Consider the following 17,014-nt stretch of genomic DNA (forward strand, 5'->3'; position numbering starts at 1 on the left):
GATGAAAAACCACTGGTAAAACCAACAGGTGCCAACTACGAATCTGTTGAATACCTACACTTTCTTGAAAGCGGTATAGCTGCTTTTAAGAATAAATAACTACACAATTGATTGTACACAATAAGAGCAATGGTTTTGCATAAAAGCTATTGCTCTTATTCGTATGGTTATCGCACAATTATACCAAACAACTAACTCTATAAATCAACAATTTAAATGAAGAAATTAAGTTTGATCGCGCTGGCGTTATGCTGTGCCAGCTATCAGGGTTTTTCTCAAAAAAGAAATCCAAAAACGCCAACTCCTGCACCTGGTACGGCAGCCCCGATAGGTGGCCCCAATGCAATGAACCGCCCTGGTGGACCGCCAGCCGGACCTAAGCCTTATAATCAGGTTATTACTGGTAAAGCAAAAACAGATAAAGGCTTATTCAAAGTTCACAATGTTGAAGACCGCTATTTCTTTGAAATTCCTGATTCACTGTTGGGCAGAGAAATCTTAACAGTAAACAGAATTAGCAAAGCAGCAGCAGGTAATCGTGGTTCAATGATCGGTTACGGTGGTGATCAGATTGGTGATAATGTGATCAGTTTTGAAAAAGGTCCTGCAAATAGAATTTACTTAAAGAGTATTTCTTTTAGTGAGCGCTCACAAGACACTACAGCACAGGGACTTTACAAGTCTGTAATGAACTCTAATATCCAGCCTTTAGTAGCATCATTTGATGTTAAAGCTTTTGCTAAAGATTCTATCTCTGGTGCTAAAGGAGTTGTAATTGATGTTACTGATTACATGAATAGCGATAACGATATTTTCTTTTTTGACGCAGGAACTAAAAGATCACTGTCTTTAGGTGGACAAGTTGCTGATAGAAGCTATATCAAGGAAATTAAAGCGTATCCGCTGAATATAGAAATCAGAACCTTGAAAACTTATACGAAGTCAGCTGGCCAGCAAGGTCCAGGTATGATGGGGGGTGGTGCACCATCTTCAACTCCTGCAACTTATGAGCTGAACAGTTCAATGGTGTTGTTGCCAGCAAAGCAAATGAAACCAAGGTTCTTTGATCCAAGGGTAGGTTATTTTGCAACTGGCTATGTTGATTTTGATGCTAACCCACAAGGAGTAAAAAACCAGTCGTTAATTACACGCTGGCGCCTCGAGCCTAAAGATGCGGATATCGAAAAATACAAAAGAGGCGAATTGGTTGAACCAAAAAAACAAATCGTTTATTATATAGATCCGGCAACTCCAAAAAAATGGGTACCATACTTAATTCAAGGTGTGAACGACTGGCAGGTTGCTTTTGAAAAAGCAGGTTTTAAAAATGCTATCGTAGCTAAAGAAGCACCAAACGATCCTAATTGGAATCTGGAAGATGCAAGACATAGTGTGATCGTTTATAAGCCGTCTGATATAGCAAATGCTAGTGGTCCGCATGTACATGACCCTCGCACAGGTGAAATCTTAGAAACACACATTAACTGGTATCATAACATTATGCAGTTGTTAAGAAACTGGTATTTTATCCAGGCTTCAGCAATTGATCCTCAAGCTCGTAAAATGAAGTTTGATGATAAATTAATGGGAGAGTTAATCCGTTTCGTATCGTCTCATGAAGTTGGACACACTTTAGGATTACGTCATAACTTTGGTTCATCTGCTACTGTTCCTGTTGAAAAATTGAGAGACAAGCAATGGGTAGAGAAAAATGGTCATACGCCATCAATTATGGATTATGCACGTTTCAACTACGTTGCACAACCTGAGGATAATGTTTCGGCTAAAGGAATATTCCCAAGAATCGGTGATTATGATTTATGGGCTATTGAATGGGGATACAAATGGTTACCTGAGTTTAATACTCCACAGGATGAAGCTTCTTACTCTAATCAAACTATTATCAAAAGAGTTGGAGCAAATAACCGTTTAGCATTCGGAACAGAAAGTGATCCTAATGATCCACGCAACCAAAGTGAAGATATTGGTGACAATGCGATGCTTGCATCTGCTTATGGTATTAAAAACCTTAAGCGCGTGTTGCCTAACATCTTAACATGGAGCAATGAGCCTAATGAAAGCTACCAGAATGCAAAAACACTTTACACTGAAGTTATTGGTCAATATGGTCGCTATATGGGCCACGTTGTAAAAAATGTAGGTGGTATTTATGCTACTCCTAAAACTGTTGAGGAAAAAGGTGGAGCGTTCAAACCGGTTTCATTTGCTAAGCAAAAAGAAGCAATGACGTTCCTGAATACTCAATTGTTTACTACACCAACATGGTTGATCAATAAAGAATTAATCGAACGTACTGGCCTTAATCCGGCGGATCTGTTCCAGGGTGTTCAAAAGAATACTTTGATTAAACTTCAGAACGCTGGTACTATTAGTAAACTGATCAATGATGAAGCTTTAAACGGTGCTAAAGCATATACCGTTACAAATCTGTTTACTGACCTTAAAACTGCTGTTTGGTCGGAATTGTATTCACATAAAAACATTGACGTTTACAGAAGGAATTTGCAGAAAGCTTACGTTGATAACATGACAAAACTAATTGTACCTCCTGCTCCTGCAACTGGTGCTCAGGGTATGGGTATGAGAGTGATTGATCCTACAAGTTCTGATGTATCAAGTGTTAGTCGTGCACATTTAACTACTATGGCAAAAGATATTCGTGCTGCAATTCCAGCTGCTACCGGAATGAGCAAGTATCATTTACAAGATTTATTGGTTCGTATCAATTCGGCCCTGAATCCTAATTCATAAGGTTAAATCTTATACTGAAAAGGGGTGTCCAATAATGAATTGGACACCCCTTTTTTATTTTAATTCAATCCTAAGTACGACATTGAAATAATTCTCCTCATCAGTATATGTTTGAAATGAAGCTCTATCTTCATAAATCATAGTCAGTCTCTTTCTTACATTTGCCAGGCCAATCTGATGGCTTACAGGGGTTATCTTTAGATCGATTAAATTTTCTGTCTCGATAATTAATGTATTTCCATCTGAACAAATTGTGACTCTGGCTGGATGATCGTTTTGCAACAAATCTCCATGCTTAAACATATTTTCAACCAGGGTAATCAACACAAGCGGAATGATTTGAACTTCCTTTAAATCATCTTCATAATCAAAAACGACATTGAATTTATTCTCTGACTTGATCTGATGAAGTCTGATGAGATTTTCTACCTGTTCAATTTCATCTGATAATGCAGTGAAAGTACGTTCGTTATCATCTTGTATTGCATACCTCATCATTTCCGAAAGTGTCATTATAGCTTCAGCAGCCTCAGGAACCACTTTTCTGGTATTAGCATAAATAAAGCTTAAGGTATTGAAAAGGAAGTGCGGATTAATCTGCGCTTTTAAATGAGCATGCTGTGATTTTATTAGTTCGGCCTGCATATTCTGATTCTCAATAACCATGATTAGCCGCTCTTTCTCAGATTGCTGGGTATTTTTTCGTTCTTTAAGATAATTCATCAGATAATAGTATCCTGAAGAAAATAGGATAAAATACATGGTCCGCCAAACCCCATTACCCAATGTCGTCTTATTGAGAACTGCAGTAACGTACACAGATAAGTTGGCATACTTTTGAAGAAAGCCAACGGTGTAAATTGTTAATGGGACATATAAGGCTACTTCAATAATAATCAATAGAGGAAGTAACCAGATCGTATGTTTTGGGTTGGTTCTAGCTATCGGCAGAATTAAATGAGCATGAAAGTAGAATAAGCAGATATTAAAAAAATAAAACACGACATAATTTCCGAAACTAGCAAAATAGCCTCTCAATATCCCTGTCAATACAACTTCATAGAGAATAAAGAAAAACCAGGCTATGAAATGGATTCGGTGTTTAATTATAAACAGAACATATTTTTGTAAATGGCTTTTCATTTCAATGTAGTATAGGCTCCTCGATGTAAGGGAGGGGCTTGAAAAAGGATAATCTAATTTGGTACTCCCCGTACGGTTTTTAAAGTCATTTCTTCCAGAAAAGTCAGAAATTGTTTTTTATACGTAGTTCCTAATGGTACTTCTAATTTATTACTCAAAGTAATGGATGCTCCCTCAACTTTACTAATGAAATCCATAGAGATAATAAATGATCGTTGAACCCGCATAAAAGAACTGTTACCATCTAATTTTTCCGCCACCTCTTTTATAGTTAGATAGGTTACATAAATACCATTAACTGTATGGATTTTCACATAGTTATTTAACGCTTCAACAGCGATAAGATCCTTTAGGTTGACCTTGATGTATTTTTGACTCTGATCTGCTCTAATAAAAAAGTAGTCTGGATGCTTTTCTTCGTTTCTCAAACCAGTGTCTGATTGAAGCAAACGATTAATTGTTAACGCGAATTTGCTCATCGAGATTGGCTTTAAGAGATATTCATTTGCTTGTACCCCAAAAGCATCAATAGCATATTTAGAATGAGCAGAAGTGAATACAAGGTATTTTGTTTTAAATCTGATCGCCTGTGATAAATCTAATCCCGTCATTCCTGGCATATCTATATCCATAAATAGAATATCAACCTTATCTTCAGCTGTAATTTCGATTAAAGCCTTAAGCGGGTCGGTAAAAGATTTTACCAAGTGTAAATCGGGCATAGCATCGATATAATCTGTCAGAAGATCAACAGCATGCTTTTCATCATCAATAATAATGCAGTTTAGTTTGCTGTTCATCAATATTATTTTCCTTTAAATTTTTACAATGTATTTTGAACCTATAGTATATCCAAAAAAAACACAAGTGTTATATGCGTTATAGTTTGATATTTTACGCTATACAAATCTAGGTGAAAACTAACTAAAACCATAATCGCATTCATTGTTATTTGTTCACCACGGAAAAACGATCATTAACCACGATGATCAAGTCATTAGCGTAATATAATTGCAGCTTGTTACAATCTTTTATACTTTCATACAAAATATCTATTAAAAACAAAAAATCCTGGCCCATTTATGTGTCAGGATTCTCGTAAAATACATCAAGGTGCTCAGTACGTTCTCGTATATATTTAGTGCTAAAGGGAGGTAAGACTCCCTTTAGAAACTAAATTTCAGGATTCTAATCATACTATTGTTTTGTTTAAATTGTTGGCTTGGTCAAGCCAACTTTTTTTAAATGGCGTTTTTAGCCACTGATTTACCTAAATACCAGCATATCCAGGTGAAAAAAGGGGCAGCTAAAATATCTACGGTATAATGTACATGCTGAATTAAAAGCAGTACAGCTATCACCCCGGTAGCGATTAGTGCAAAAGTTTTATCTTTTTTTCGTTGCATGCAAAGGGCTCCTAGAAAAACCGTTGCTGTATGGCCTGAAAAGAATAAATCCTTAGTGATCACATTGGAGTGATAAAAGAAAATAGAACAAGGATCAGCTAGATTTATAATATCATTGGGTGGATTAAGTGGTACCAGGGTTATGGTAATTATTCTAGCTACACATAAAAATATAAAAGCCCACAATGCCGTAAGACACATTATAGTGTTTTTAGACATTCGAAATAAAAACAATCCAATCATCGAATACAACACGATAAAAATAAGGAAGGAAACGTCTTTTGCAGGAATATTAGTAAGCACATGGTCGTTTAATACAATTCCCTCTCTGGCTTCAACATGTGAAAAGAAATGAGGTATAGAAACTAAAATGGCAACAAGGAGTAACATCCCTATAATAAATTTTATTCTAAATGTCTGATAATCCCAGGCAACTTGCCATGTAAGTTGTTTAGTTTGCATTAAAAGGTTTAGTTGTTACTTTGGTAAAAATATACAAATTAAGTGATTTTAATATAAAAGTTGCAAGTACTTATATATTTATTTGAAACCCGGTTCATCATTTCGAATTTAGTGAAATACTAATGCATTAGTGAGCTGGGGGAGGTTCAATTCTAAAAAAAACTTGGGGAAGGGGCGTTGGCTATCCTAAGATTAGCAAGATTGATGTAAAAAGAAACGGGGATAGGTCCTAAGACTTACCCCCGTTAAATTAACGCTCTCACTACAAATGTACATGTTATTTTTAATTCTCCAAATACATTTTACTTTTTTATTAATTCATATCACGTTCTACTTTTCTAGCTGTACTTTTTCCTGGTAGATAGATTTGAAATCCAACACCGAGTCCCAGATTGTGAGCGTAAGGACTTGAACCAAAACCTACCACACCATTGTACTTCAGCAAGGCCTCAAGACCTATCGATGGGGTGACAAAATAAGTAAATCCGGGACCAAAGCCAAAGCCTAATCCATTGGTATTTCCACCACCTGCAGGATTAATGCCTTGTATGCCTACTGTCGCTTCACCAAAAAATCTGGAATTATTTACTACTTCATTTGCACCTTTGGCGCCATAATATCTTCCTAAAGCACTTGCGCCATACCGATAGGTGGTTCCCGCGCCTTTTTGTGTTTCTATTCCTAATAGTACCTCACCACCTATAGCAATACCATCTTGTACGAACCACGCTGCTTTAGGATTAATATTTAACTGAAACACATTAGGCTTGTCCAGGCCAAAACTTAAGTTCGACAAGTTTGCCCCCATCATTATATTCCCTTTTTGTATCTGAGCACTTGCTCCAAATGCCAGTATACTCCCTAAAGTAATAGTAAAAATTAGCTTTTTCATAAGATTTTGTTTAGTGTTTTTCTAATTACGAAACTATCGTTAGCCTCAACTCTACAAAACAACAGATCTTATCGCTTTTTTGTTTATAACATTTTAATCCTGATCTTTAGTTGTACACTAAGCATTGTTGATTAGTGCAACGTAAAATAGGCCTTTTAGTGTATTTTCTGGAATACATTAGTTAAAGGAACTCCAATTTTGTTTTATAGAAAAAATTCGATACATGCTAGAAAGAAAAGATATCCAAGAGGTTAAATGGGGCATTATTGGTTGTGGTGATGTTACGGAGAAAAAAAGCGGACCAGCTTTTAATAAGGTAGCAGACTCCACTCTCATTGCAGTAATGCGTCGTGATGGTGCTAAAGCTAAAGACTATGCTACGCGACATGGTGTTTCTAAATGGTATGATAATGCAAACCAGCTTATTGACGATCCTGATGTAAATGCTATTTATATCGCCACTCCACCTTTACAACATGAAGATTATACCCTCAGGGCTTTAGCAGCAGGAAAACCAGTGTACGTTGAAAAACCCATGACTTTAAATGCTGCCTCTGCAATAAGAATGAAAGAGGCAGCTGAAAAACATAAGGTCAAGCTTTCAGTAGCGCACTACAGAAGGGCTCAGCCTATGTTTTTAAAGATTAAGTCGCTACTTGATGCTAAAGCGATCGGAACAGTGAAATTAGTACAGCTTCAAATGTTGCAACCTGAAAATTCAAATTTAATAGCGGATTCTGATACCAACTGGCGTCTTGACCCTACAATATCAGGGGGTGGATTATTTCATGATTTGGCTCCGCACCAACTTGATTTAATGATCCACTTCTTTGGGGAAGCTGTCAAATCTTCTGGAATATCTCTAAACCAGGGAAGCCCACATGGTGTCGATGATATGGTTACCGGACATATTTTGTTTAAAAATGGAGTGGTTTTTAACGGATCCTGGTGTTTTTCTGTTGCTGAACATGTCGATATATGCGAAATCATAGGAAATGAAGGGAAAATCAGTTTTCCTATGTTCGGTAATAAGGTTACTATAAGTAAAAGCGGTGACGATGAGGAATTCATCTTCGATGCTTTGCCGCATGTGCAACAACCAATGATAGAGCAGGTAGTTAAATATTTCTTAGGGAAAGCTGGTAATCCTTGCGATGCCGATCAGGCGATACAGTCTATGCAGCTAATGGATAGCTTCACAAAAAAATAAAAATTATATATACATATTTGTATTTTGATGAACTACCTTCGATATCGGCAGATCTCAATTTATATGTATGAAAAAAACTAGTAACCCCGGTAAACCAGGTATTTTTAGCTTACTCAAGCCTTATAAGGGGTTAATTATGTTATTAGTTTTATTTGCGTTGATCAGTAATGGTATAAATCTTATCCTGCCTAAGATTGTAGCTAACGGAATAGACGCTTACACTAATGGTAATTTTGACCTCCAGGGAATTCTTATCAAGTTTTCCATCGCCATTTCTTTTATTTTTATATTCACATTACTGCAAAGTATCATTCAAACTTATGCATCGGAAAAAGTGGCCAGGGATCTTAGAACGCAGCTTGCCGATCAGATTTCAAAGCAGAGTAATGCGTATGTTGAACAGGCTAATCCCTCTAAACTGTTAACTAATCTTACGGCTGATGTAGATTCTATTAAATTGTTTATTGCTCAGGCAATAGTTTCAATTACCTCATCTGTATTCATTATAATAGGGGCAACCATCCTGTTGCTAACTATTAACTGGAAATTAGCTTTAGCAATTATAGCCATCATTCCTATTATTGGTGTCACATTTTTTCTGGTAATTAAAAAGGTAAGTGTACTCTTTAAACAAAGCAGGGAAGTTATTGATTGGTTAAACAAAGTAATTAACGAGAGCATATTGGGTGCTGCCCTAATTAGGGTCATTAATTCTCAGCAATTGGAATATGCTAAATTCTTATCTGCTAATACAAAGGCTAAAGACCTTGGATTATCCATATTAAGCCTTTTTGCAGGTTTAATACCGGTGATTATATTCGTGGCCAATCTTGCAGGACTAACTATACTATTGGTAGGCGGCCATTATGTAATTAATGAGACAATGACACTCGGTGATTTTTCCGCATTTAACAGCTACCTGGCCTTACTTATTTTTCCTATTATCGTTATTGGCTTTATGAGTAATGTAATAGCCCAGGCTACTGCATCATACGGCCGTATTTATCATGTGCTGAACCAGACTAATGTGGCTGGCACAGGAACTATAACTGAATCTTTAAAAGGTGAGGTTGAAATGAAAAACATAAATGTAATATATGGACAAAAACCTGCCCTTAAGGATATCTCATTCCAGCTTAAACCGGGTTCTAAAACAGCAATCATAGGTCCAACTGCAGCAGGTAAAACCCAATTGCTTTATTTACTTACTGGTTTGATTAATCCTGATAATGGAGAAATTTTATTTGACGGCAAGCCTGTAGCAGATTATGATCAGGAATCATTTCACAATCAGATCGGGTTTGTATTTCAGGACAGTATTATATTTAATATGAGTATTCGTGAGAATATCGCTTTCAATGATCAGGTGACAGATGAGTCGTTAGAAAAGGCAATTGAAACCGCTGAATTGAAGGATTTCATTAACGCCCTCCCTGAAAAACTGGATACTGTTGTATCTGAAAGAGGATCCAATCTTTCGGGTGGACAGAAGCAAAGGATTATGTTGGCAAGAGCCTTGGCTTTAAATCCAAAAATATTACTGCTTGACGACTTTACTGCCCGTGTTGACAACAATACAGAACAACGTATTTTAGAAAATGTACATCGTAATTATCCGGGATTAACTTTACTTTCTGTAACACAGAAAATTGCGGCAGTCCAGCATTACGACTGTGTTATATTGATTATGCAGGGCGAGATTATAGCTCAGGGTACCCCTCAGCAGCTGATGAAAAGCAGTCCTGAATATGTACAGATTTACAACTCACAACAAAGCACCAGCAACTATGAACTACGATCTTAACCAGATTAGCGGTAAGGAAGAAAAAAAGTCAACATTTGCTGTCTTAAAAAAGTTATTGCAGCTAATTTCTCATGAGCGAAAAAACCTTTTACTTGCTTTTGTAGCTATAGTTATAAACTCTACTTTGCTTTTGGTCTCGCCCTTAATTATCGGACACACCATAGATAATTATGTGATTACCAAACAATTTAATGGAGTTTTGCTTTACTCAGGCATCCTTTTTATGATGTATCTGGTTACCCTGTTAACAGGGTACCTGCAAACTAAATTGATGGGTGGAGTAGGGCAAAGAACGTTGTACACCCTTCGAAATGCAATATTCAGCAAGCTGCAGGAACTACCGGTTTCATTTTTCAGTCAGAATAAAGCCGGAGATCTGATTTCAAGGGTTAACAACGATACCGATAAACTGAACCAATTCTTTTCGCAATCCTTAATGCAGTTTTTAAGCAGCATCTTTACCATGCTTGGTGCCGGTGTTTTCCTGTTGGTAATTAATTTTAAACTCGGGACGGCAACACTTGCGCCAGCTTTAATCATATTGATATTTACAGGATTTGTATCGGCATGGGTTAAAAAGAAAAATGCGATTAACCTAAAGAGCGTAGGGAACCTTAGTGCGGGCATTCAAGAAAGTTTGAGCAATTTTAAAGTTATTATTGCTTTTAACCGTCGTGATTACTTCAGAAAACGCTTTGATGAAACCAATCAGCAAAATTATAAAACCGCAATAGGAGCAGGCATTGCTAATACGATTTTTGTACCTGTCTTTGGATTCTTCTCGGGCGCCGCGCAATTGATTGTACTGGTCTACGGCATCCATCTCATCTCAATAGGTGAATTTACCATTGGCTTACTGATTAGTTACCTATCCTACGCAGTTAACTTCTACAATCCATTACGCCAGCTTGCTGCGTTATGGAGCAGTTTTCAGGTTGCTATGGCGGGCTGGGACAGAATCTCTCAGATCTTATCCCTGGAAAGCGATCTGCAGGTTATTGACGACACAAGTTTTGACGGATCAAACGAACTTTTAACATTCAAAAACGTTCATTTTTCTTATACCGGTGGTGAAGAGATTTTGCACAACATCAGCTTTAATCTCCAAAAGGGTAAAACATATGCTTTGATTGGTCCAACTGGAGGAGGGAAAACAACTACCGCATCACTAATGGCCCGTTTATACGATGCTACTAAAGGAAAAGTCCTTTTGAATGGAAAAGATATCCGTTCCTATACTGCTGAAGAGCGTAGTAAAAAGGTTGGGTTCATTTTGCAGGAACCATTTCTATTTACGGGTACGGTGAAAGACAATATATTGTATAGCAATAGTGCTTATAAGGATTACAGCAATGATCAATTAGAGGAGGTGATTAAAGGTGCTCACCTGGAAGGGATATTGGCTTTGTTCGATAAAGGCTTAGATACCGAAATCACATCGAATTCTGACAACATCAGTCTAGGTCAAAAACAATTAATTGCTTTCATGAGAGCTGTTTTACAGAGTCCGGAATTGCTTATTCTTGATGAGGCTACCGCAAATATAGATACCATTACAGAAAAACTGCTTAGTGACATCCTTAAGAAATTACCGAAGGAAACGACACTTGTAATTATTGCTCACCGTTTAAATACAATAGAAAACGCTGATGAAATATATTTTGTAAACTCGGGTGAAGTGATTAAAGCCGGCACATTAGATCATGCGATGAATATGCTGGTAAAAGGAAAAAGAAACAGTTAAACAGCGGAGATTAATGTCCGCTGGTATCTTTTTTCTTTCTGAATGTTAAATAAAGTGCTGTAATCATAATGATTACTGAAAGGGTAACTAAACTGATTAATGATGCCATATAATTAATGTTAAAGATAATTTACCCGGCAAATATAACTTTACAAATTGATAAAAAAACAATAAGGGCTATAAACTTATTCTAACTCTCCACATACATACTTTCAGACATGGTTAACTTCTTGAAATATCTAATTATACTACTTCTGTTTGCTACACTTACTGCACCTGGTTTTGCCCAGCGGGATAAAGTACAGGCTGAAGCAGAATTACAAAGTATCATGAAAAAGCTTGATGCAATAGGTCTTTCGGTAGCTGTTGTAAAAGATAGTAAACTTATTTACGCGCAGTCTTTTGGTCTAAAGGATGTAGAAAGCAATATGGCGCTAACCGTAGATCACATTTTCAGAATCGCATCTATCTCCAAATCATTTTCTGCCACCTCCATTATGCAACTCGTTGAAGCCCAGAAATTATCTCTAAATGATGACTTTAGTGATCTGATAGGTTTTAAAGTAAGAAATCCAAAGTATCCGGAACGCATTATTACTTTAAAAATGTTGATGTCACATACCTCCAGTATTAACGATAGTGAAGGCTATTTTAATCTTGATGCAATTAATCCTGAAAAAAATGCGAACTGGGAAAAATGCTACAATAGTTATGAGCCTGGTAAAGGTTATCAGTATTGCAACCTCAATTATAATCTTGTAGGGGCTGTTATAGAAAAACGTTCGGGAGAGCGATTTGATAACTATGTAAAACATCATATACTGAACCCATTGCAACTTTATGGAGGATATTGTGTGGACGCTCTCGATGCCAGTAGGTTTGCGACCCTTTATGAATTTGATACGATCTATAAGACATTCAGTCCGGCACCAGCCGCATATGCAGCACGTACCAACGAAATAAAGAATTATGTAAATGGTTACAGCACCCCAATATTTTCCCCTACAGGAGGTATGAAAATCTCAGCATCGGATTTAGCAAAATACATGACTATGCACATGAATCAGGGTAAATATAAGGGGAAAAGGATCATCTCTAAAAAAAGTGCCCGGTTGATGCAAACAAAAGTGTCTGACAAAGAAAATTACGGCCTGGCTATTCATACTACAGATAAACTTATTCCCGGAAAAACGATGAAAGGTCATACAGGTTCGGCATATGGTCTCTATAGCGCTATGTTTTTTCAACCTGAAGAAAAGTTTGGAATAGTGGTCATTACCAATGGCAGCAGCCCTAAATACACCGAAGGTTTTAATGACGTATTACTACTGTCTATTAATAGTTTATATAACACCTTCCTCAAATAGCCCCTTATCCGATGCAGTTAAGCTGAACAAATCTATGTCCAGCCTGTTGTTATATTACATCAATTGAATTAATATATGACAGAAAGACACACATACCAAACAGGTATTATTGGAAATTGTGCATTCCTTGCCCATATTAACAAAAACACAAACGTAGACTGGCTTTGCTGGCCAAGGTTCGACAGTAGTTTTGTTTTTGGAGGATTACTTGACAAAAAACAGGGTGGTGAGTTTTCCATTCTTCCAAAAGGTGAGTACATCTCCAGGCAGTACTACCTTGAAAATACTACCATACTCTGTACAGAGGTGAGCAATCCTGATGGCAAATACAGGATATTAGATTACGCTCCACGTTTCCGCCAATTTGAGCGATACTTCAAGCCACTAATGCTGATCCGAAAAATTGAACCTCTGGAAGGAGAGCCAAGGGTTCGCGTGGTATGTAAGCCCGTTTATGAATATGGGAAAATTATCCAAAAAGGACATCGGGGGAGTAATCACATCGGGTTTGATGGTGCTGATGAAGAGATGCAGTTGAGCACAAATATATCATTGAGTTATATCGAAGATGAAAAATACTTCGCTTTAAATGAATCGAAATATCTAATCCTCACTTACGGACACGAATTGGGTGCCCCTGTAATAAGTACTGCTGAACGGTTCTTGACAGAAACAATTAATTACTGGCGTACCTGGATTAAGCACACCACTATAGCTGGGTTTTATCAATCGCTGGTTATCCGTTCTGCACTCACCCTAAAAATTCATCAGTATGAAGATACGGGAGCTATCATTGCTGCCAGCACCACCAGTTTACCCGAGTCACCGGGCAGTGCCAGAAACTGGGACTATCGATACTGTTGGATGCGTGATACCTATTATGTAATTACCGCCTTAAATCATATTGGCCATTTTGAAGAAATGGAAAAGTACTTTGGCTATGTTACTGATATTTCTTTCAGGGATGATGAACGCTATCAGCCTTTGTTTGGTATAGCAGGTGAGAAGGTCCTTACGGAGCGTATTCTTGATAACGTTGATGGTTATATGGGCAATAAGCCCGTTCGTGTGGGTAATCAAGCTTATGAGCACATTCAAAATGATATTTATGGCCAGGTATTGGTTTCAATGATTCCTTTATACACAGATTCGCGTTTCATTTATTCAGAAAGGAAAGATTCTGAAAAATGGCTCGACTATCTGTTAAAAAAGATCGAACGTACCATTGACGAGAAAGATGCCGGCATTTGGGAATTTAGAAATATTGCCAATACGCATTGCTATACAAATCTTTTCCAATGGGCTGGCGCAAATGCGGCGTTGAAAATGGCAAAAACAATTGGCAATAGTATATACGAAGAGCGGGCACAGGTTTTAATTGATAAGGCTGCTCAACATATTGAAAATTGTTATGATCCGGTTCGTAAGGTGTACACACATGCTGTGGGTAGTCCGCATTTAGATGCCAGTACCTTACAATTAATATTAATGAATTATCTGGATCCAAATTCACAAAGAGCTAAAGATCATTTAGCTGCACTTGAGCAGGAATTAAAAACAGAAACAGGGCTGTTTTACAGGTATTTACATACTGACGATTTTGGAAAACCGAAAACAACATTTTTAATCTGTGCCTTTTGGTATATAGAGGCGCTTGCCTGCGTTGGAAGAATAGATGACGCGGTGAGGGAGTTTGAATCCATAATTAAATATGCAAATCATTTGTTACTCTTCAGCGAAGATGTTGATGAAAAGGATGGAAGCCAGTGGGGAAATTTCCCTCAGGCCTATAGCCATGTGGGGTTGATGAATGCTGCTCACCGAATTGCAATCAAATTGGATAGACCGGTATTTCTTTAAAACAAAGAGAGCATTCGATTTAGCACATGACGCGCTTTAAATCGAATGCTCTCCTTTCATTAGGTAAAGACTAAAACTACTGTACCAATTCCCTCAGCAACTCTCGTACTTCCCGATAATCTTTCAGATAGTAGCGTGCTACAGAGATATTGCTACCTACTTTTATAGTGTATGCTTCCGGTGATAGCGCTTTAAAAATATCCTCATCAGTATGGTCGTCGCCTAAGGCAAGTACAAAATCAGGATTATTATTGTAAAGCCAGTTTTGAGCTGCTTTCCCTTTATTCACTTCAATATTTTTAAATTCAATTACTTTATTTCCTGGCATCATTTGAAGTCCCTTATCTGCAATAAACACACGCAGGTGGTTGATGATCTCATTTTTACGAAGCTCTCCCAGTCCTTCTTCAACTTTTCGGTAATGCCAAACCAATGAATAACTTTTCTCCTCCACGAAGGAACCCGGCGTACGATCAGTATAGGTATCCAGTACAGTTTTCACTTCCTGTTTCCATTTATCTGTTAGCAGAGGCAGAGCTTTCCATTCCGAGTCCTGATACTTTTGCCAGGCACCATGCTCAGCAATCATATCCAGTTTTAAATGTCCGAACCACTGTTGAAGTGTTTGGTATTTTCGCCCACTGATAATGATAATCCGGTTTAGTGGATCAATCGTTAATTGTTTTAAAATAGCATATAATTCCTCATTGGGAGCTGCTTTCTCAATATCACCATGAAAGGGAACCAATGTCCCATCGTAATCTAAAAATAAGTAGCGTTCTTTTGCCTTGGCATAATCATTTGCAATTTGCATCCTAACGGCAATATTTGCATGTTTGGTGAGCAATGACTCCTGCTTTGACTTCACTTCTGATAATTTGTCCATAAAGTTTTTAACCCATCGGTGTACGTTGAACTTGCGGACAATAGCCCGCATGCTTTTCATTCGGGTAATTTGCTCTTCCAATGGCATATTAATCGCTTTAATGATGGTCTCCATTGTATCGACGATGTTATTTGGATTAACAATTAACGCATCATTCAGCTCTTTAGAGGCACCCGCCATTTCGCTCAAAATCAAAACTCCATCTTCATTCGTCCTCGATGCCACATATTCTTTACTAACCAGGTTCATTCCGTCGCGCATGGGCGTAACCAGACAAATGTCTGCCGTACTATAAATAGCCGATAAAAACTCAATAGAGAATGAACGATAAAAATAATGAATAGGAACCCAGTTAATGGTTCTAAAACGGGCATTGATATTACCAACAACCTGATCAATTTGATCCTTCAATTCCTTATATTTTGGAACGGTATCTCTGGAAGGAACAACAACCATGTATAGTGCTAATTTACCAATGTATTCAGGGTGTTTTTCGAGGAGTAATTCAAAAGTCTGTAAGCGCTGTAGTATTCCTTTGCTATAATCCAGCCTGTCAATGGTCAATATTGTTTTCAGGTTCTTTAAACTTGCTTTAAAAGAAGTCACATATTTTGCAACCTTCTCATTTCTTGTAAGTTCTTCAAACTTGTCCGAGTCAATTCCCATGGGGAATGCTTCAACTACAATCTGACGGTTTTTATATACCAGCACATTGTCAGACAGATTACTGGAGGAAAGCCTGGATGCTGCACTTAAAAAATGTCTGGCATCATCAAAAGTATGGAAACCAAGAAGGTCAGCCCCAAGCATACCCTCAATCAATTGTTCACGCCATGGGATCAGTCGGAATATTTCAAAAGATGGAAAAGGGATGTGCTGGAAAAATCCAATAGTCACATCTGGTTGTTCAAAACGAATAAGACAAGGCAACAGTAGTAATTGATAATCATGCACCCAAATTGTATCACCAGTATTCAGATTATCTAGTAATGTATCTCTGAATTTCTCATTTACAGATCTGTAAAATCCCCAGTAAACTTCGTCAAATTTCGCATAGGTAACCAAATAATGAAACACTGGCCACAAAATCTCATTGGAAAAACCTTCATAGTAAAAATTAATCTCCTCTGCGGTTAAAAATACCGGTATGAGGTTATGTGCTGCGAGTTTCTTTATTACTTCTGGTTTCCTTTCATCAGGTACTTCTATACCTGGCCAGCCTATCCAGATGTTATTACCTTCCTTATAAACAGATCCTAAACCTGTGGCCAAACCACCTTCGCTGGTACTTAGTTGGTATTCGCCATTTTCTTCTGTGATTTTAACCGGTAAGCGATTCGATATTATTATTGTTTTATTAATTGTACTCATATGTTAATAAAACAACTCCTGTTAATGGTATTTGTTTGAACTATTTTTAAATTAATAGTTAACAATCTCTATTAAAGGGTAATTAATAGCAATTCAA

General features: G+C 37.3%; 11 protein-coding genes. 6 read left to right on the forward strand and 5 right to left on the reverse strand.

The window, feature by feature from the left end; translation table 11 throughout:
- Positions 1-216 precede the first annotated feature (216 nt).
- The gene (locus B9A18_RS12280) at positions 217-2,772 is read left to right on the forward strand and encodes a zinc-dependent metalloprotease (protein WP_084289596.1); all 2,556 of its coding nucleotides are present in this window, start codon (positions 217-219) and stop codon (positions 2,770-2,772) included.
- Between the two features lie 54 nt (positions 2,773-2,826).
- On the opposite strand, the gene B9A18_RS12285 is transcribed toward B9A18_RS12280, so the two are convergent.
- The 4 genes from B9A18_RS12285 to B9A18_RS12300 form a co-directional block, all read right to left on the reverse strand.
- Positions 2,827-3,915 carry a sensor histidine kinase gene (locus B9A18_RS12285; protein ID WP_084289598.1) on the reverse strand — a complete coding sequence of 363 codons (1,089 nt, stop codon included), beginning with the start codon at positions 3,913-3,915 and terminating at the stop codon, positions 2,827-2,829.
- Between the two features lie 53 nt (positions 3,916-3,968).
- On the reverse strand, positions 3,969-4,715 hold the full coding sequence (locus B9A18_RS12290; RefSeq protein WP_084289600.1) for a LytR/AlgR family response regulator transcription factor: 747 nt from the start codon (positions 4,713-4,715) through the stop codon (positions 3,969-3,971).
- Positions 4,716-5,156: 441 nt separating this feature from the next.
- Positions 5,157-5,783: a phosphatase PAP2-related protein gene (locus B9A18_RS12295; RefSeq protein WP_084289602.1), complete on the reverse strand. Its 627-nt coding sequence runs from the start codon at positions 5,781-5,783 to the stop codon at positions 5,157-5,159.
- A gap of 313 nt (positions 5,784-6,096) precedes the next feature.
- Positions 6,097-6,675, reverse strand: a complete 579-nt coding sequence (locus B9A18_RS12300; RefSeq protein WP_084289604.1) for a hypothetical protein — start codon at positions 6,673-6,675, stop codon at positions 6,097-6,099.
- 223 nt (positions 6,676-6,898) lie between these two features.
- Between B9A18_RS12300 and B9A18_RS12305 the strand changes: the two genes are divergently transcribed.
- From B9A18_RS12305 to B9A18_RS12325, 5 genes are all read left to right on the forward strand, one after another.
- Entirely contained in the window at positions 6,899-7,885 is a 987-nt protein-coding gene (locus B9A18_RS12305; RefSeq protein ID WP_084289606.1) for a Gfo/Idh/MocA family protein, read from the forward strand.
- Positions 7,886-7,952: 67 nt separating this feature from the next.
- On the forward strand, positions 7,953-9,689 hold the full coding sequence (locus B9A18_RS12310) for an ABC transporter ATP-binding protein (protein WP_084289608.1): 1,737 nt from the start codon (positions 7,953-7,955) through the stop codon (positions 9,687-9,689).
- Positions 9,673-11,433, forward strand: a complete 1,761-nt coding sequence (locus B9A18_RS12315; protein WP_084289610.1) for an ABC transporter ATP-binding protein — start codon at positions 9,673-9,675, stop codon at positions 11,431-11,433. The genes B9A18_RS12310 and B9A18_RS12315 overlap by 17 nt, the downstream gene beginning before the upstream one ends.
- A gap of 230 nt (positions 11,434-11,663) precedes the next feature.
- The gene (locus B9A18_RS12320; protein ID WP_235005312.1) at positions 11,664-12,800 is read left to right on the forward strand and encodes a serine hydrolase domain-containing protein; all 1,137 of its coding nucleotides are present in this window, start codon (positions 11,664-11,666) and stop codon (positions 12,798-12,800) included.
- A gap of 75 nt (positions 12,801-12,875) precedes the next feature.
- Positions 12,876-14,660: a glycoside hydrolase family 15 protein gene (locus tag B9A18_RS12325; RefSeq protein WP_084289614.1), complete on the forward strand. Its 1,785-nt coding sequence runs from the start codon at positions 12,876-12,878 to the stop codon at positions 14,658-14,660.
- Positions 14,661-14,736: 76 nt separating this feature from the next.
- On the opposite strand, the gene B9A18_RS12330 is transcribed toward B9A18_RS12325, so the two are convergent.
- On the reverse strand, positions 14,737-16,917 hold the full coding sequence (locus tag B9A18_RS12330; RefSeq protein ID WP_084289616.1) for a bifunctional alpha,alpha-trehalose-phosphate synthase (UDP-forming)/trehalose-phosphatase: 2,181 nt from the start codon (positions 16,915-16,917) through the stop codon (positions 14,737-14,739).
- Positions 16,918-17,014: the final 97 nt, after the last annotated feature.

It is taken from the genome of Pedobacter nyackensis (genome assembly GCF_900176505.1).
GTDB classification, from domain to species: Bacteria; Bacteroidota; Bacteroidia; order Sphingobacteriales; family Sphingobacteriaceae; genus Pedobacter; species Pedobacter nyackensis.